At 59.1% G+C, this 2,956-nt stretch carries 3 protein-coding genes; 1 reads left to right on the top strand and 2 read right to left on the bottom strand.

Translation table 11 applies throughout. The features are described from left to right. The coding region (locus tag EOA24_RS32670; protein ID WP_133374726.1) for a hypothetical protein at positions 1-539 on the bottom strand (539 nt) is incomplete at its 3' end. Positions 540-1,130: 591 nt separating this feature from the next. Between EOA24_RS32670 and EOA24_RS32665 the strand changes: the two genes are divergently transcribed. Then, on the top strand, positions 1,131-1,310 hold the full coding sequence (locus EOA24_RS32665; protein WP_126078806.1) for a hypothetical protein: 180 nt from the start codon (positions 1,131-1,133) through the stop codon (positions 1,308-1,310). A gap of 576 nt (positions 1,311-1,886) precedes the next feature. Here the strand turns inward: EOA24_RS32665 and EOA24_RS32660 are convergent. Then, positions 1,887-2,096: a hypothetical protein gene (locus EOA24_RS32660; RefSeq protein ID WP_126078807.1), complete on the bottom strand. Its 210-nt coding sequence runs from the start codon at positions 2,094-2,096 to the stop codon at positions 1,887-1,889. Positions 2,097-2,956 lie beyond the last annotated feature (860 nt).

Genomic DNA, 2,956 nt, shown 5'->3' with positions numbered 1-2,956 from the left:
GTGCTGAGGCCGACGAGCCAGAGCAGACCATTGGTCCGCTGCTCGGCGGCGGTCAGCACCGGGTCATATTCCAGAAGCACGGCGCCGACGATCGTGTCCTCGTTCTGTTCGATCGGAACGGCAAGAATGGCGTTCCCTTCCCTCGGATCGACGAACCGGCGCGGAACACCGTCTTGCAGCGTGAGGCCCACCTCGTTGCCTGGATCGTGATCGAATGTCTCGCCGGTCTTATGCTCCTCGTCAGCGGCATGGGCGACAATCCGCTTGCTGCGGTCGACGATAATAAAATCGCGGCGCGCGCGGCGATGTTGCTGCTCGAGGTATTCCTTCAATGCATCGGGTCGATCGAGCAGCGAGGGCGAGCCGTCGGAGGGTGTGAAAACGATGGTGTCGGCCAGCTCACGCGCGACATTGGTCGCTTCCGTCAGCCCCAGATATTTGGCCGCCGTCACCTGCGTGACAACGGCGACCGCGCCAACCAATCCGATGAGTGCGGCCGCGCTCACCATGCTGATGATAATCAGGCTTTTAATGCGCATGGCAGTCCCACCGGCGACAACGCCGTCTCGTTGGTGAATCAGGGCCAGCCTCTCATCCGTAGCCTTTTATTACCGAATCGTTATCGAGCTCCTAATGCGAAGACCTTGGTCACGATCGTGGAGAGTTGAGCCCTGTATCAAAGCTAAACGACGACCTTAGTGAGTACAGGAAGTCGTTGGCGTCGATGTGCTCGGTCTGAACGCGTGTCTTGGCGAGGAAACGGTCGGCAGCGCCCGCGTCCGGTACCTCGCCCTGCAGCGGAGGCGCTGTCGATCATCAGTCGCAGCACCCCCTAGAAGGCATTGCCGCCTCTCTGCCGAACAACGATGAAATCTGGATAGAGGTCGAATATCTGGGCTCGTCCTCGTCGCCGAAATCCTCATTCGTCAGGACGTGTCCCGCCGAAACTCTTGCAGCGGCCGCGTCACATCAAGCTCGTCGACCTGGGGTGGATAGACGGCGCTGTTCAAGCTCGCAGCTACCTTCACCCCACAACAGAAGGGATGGATCTTCGTGGGGGTGTGCGCCGCCAAGCCGTCGGCGACGTTCTACATCGATCCGAAGATAGTGCTGAGCTAACCGGCAAAGGCATGGATGATGGCGAAGCCGATGCCTATAGCGAGGCACGTGCAGAGGCTTTCAGCCAGGCGCAGCGAGACGCCTATTTGATGCTGGTTGCTGGCGGCTCGATTTTGCCGTCGAGCCGATCGACAAAGCTCGAAGCTCAGCAGCCCGAGACTCGACCGGTGCCTATAGCATTTAACATTTGAGGGAGCAGGTCGCCCCGGAATGTGCCCTTATGGATGCTCGACCCTGGTGGGGCCGAGACCAACCTTAAACTTCACCCGCTGGCTCCGGCCGGCGGGTTTTTTGTGTGCTTGAAACCAGCGTCGCACAGACAGCTTCCCCGCGTTTGAGAGATCAACCGGGGATACCCATGAAGAAGGCGGATGAGAAGCCAGTTTTGACGAAGCGTGAGCATCGCGGCAGGTGGCGGCCCGTCGATTCTGCCGGCTCCGTCGCCTGTGGGTCCTGGCCCGTTCAGCCGGCTTGATTGCCTTTGCCCTGCCTTTAGTCCCGTGGGCTCCTGCCGGCGGGATTCCAGGTCGACGCGGCCCGATCTAGATTTCATAGTTGTAGATGGTCTAATCGCTGTACTGGATCGAGTTGGCGCGTTCCTCAGCTTCAACCGTTGCCATATCGAGAAGGTACGTCAGAAGTGTCTCGCCTGATCCGTCTAACACACGGCGCACCTCTTTCAGCATGGATTGAGTGAATTGTAGGTTCTCAAGCCTAGTGGGCTGATTCAAATCGGCCTCCCGTAAACAGTGGCGAGGACAAGAATATTAGCTGAAGCTTGCGCGAGAGTTAAATGGAGCCTTGTCTGCAACGAACGGTGCCAGTGCGTCGGCAACGCGCTGCAGAAACGGCACGAGATCCAGCATCAAACGTGTAGTCCGGCATGGCGGCCGATGAGCGGCCTGCGCGCGATAGGCTGCGCTTTCGTAGCGCGCTTCGGCGGACATGCCCGCCTTCACGCGCTCAAGCCATTGCATCTTCGCCCCCGCGAACCTCCCGCCTCAAAAAATCTACCGGCCGAAGCATACGAGGATTTGGGTCCGGTACACGAAAGCGTCGGCTGGCGCTGAGGCTTGGGGTTCTCGGCTCGCCGTAAAAGACCATTCGCCACGAAGTGGATAGCTTCCCCGAGGCGGATTCTGCCGATCTTTGCCTCAGCATGGGTAGACAGATCGATGAACCCGAAAACTTCAGCGGCGGTATCCCTGGCCTCCAAGACGGCAGCACTGAGGAGAGGCAAAACTAGGCGGCCAACGGCTCTGAGCATTGGCCTCGCGTGCAAGCCGTTCGGCTTCCGAATGCGATAGCCCAATGAGCACTTTGTCACCCACTTCGGCAGGCAGGTTAGTAGACCGGTCGAGGACCAGCCATTGGTCGGCCGGGTCCAGAACGACGACGAATCTCATTCCTGCGCTTCCTTTCGTTAGTAGGCGCTAACTTAGGGCCAGCCGCGTTGTTCCTGCACGAATAGAATTATTTGAGGCAGCGGCCCTCGGTGGCGCTGGCCTTGCCGAAAATGGATGTGTCAGAGAGTAAATTGGCGACCGACGGTCTCGGGCGGGGGGCGGAGGGATGCCGTCGGTCACCAGGGATAGGGGCCATCAAATCAGTGAAATGCTTAGGCCCTGCCTTCGATTAGCATGAAATCAATCAGCTCGAAATCTCAATTGACATAGGGAGTTGGCCGGCAGCGGAGCGTCCGGCTGCCATCATGTGATAGCCATTCGGTGCCGCCATTGACCACACCCCGAACCAACACCTCGGCGTCGTGGCCGGGCGGGCTGGTTACTGGCCAATCCGCGAAAGCACCAATACTGAAGGCCCAGGATATCTAAAC

The organism is Mesorhizobium sp. M2A.F.Ca.ET.039.01.1.1, assembly GCF_003998035.1.
Lineage (GTDB): Bacteria > Pseudomonadota > Alphaproteobacteria > Rhizobiales > Rhizobiaceae > Mesorhizobium.
This window is presented reverse-complemented; position numbering and strand designations above follow the sequence as displayed.

Bases quoted from the DNA above. Each gene is read 5' to 3' on its own strand.
- EOA24_RS32660 (WP_126078807.1), bottom strand. From the start codon at position 2,096: ATGCAATGGCTTGAGCGCGTGAAGGCGGGCATGTCCGCCGAAGCGCGC.
- EOA24_RS32665 (WP_126078806.1), top strand. From the start codon at position 1,131: ATGGATGATGGCGAAGCCGATGCCTATAGCGAGGCACGTGCAGAGGCT.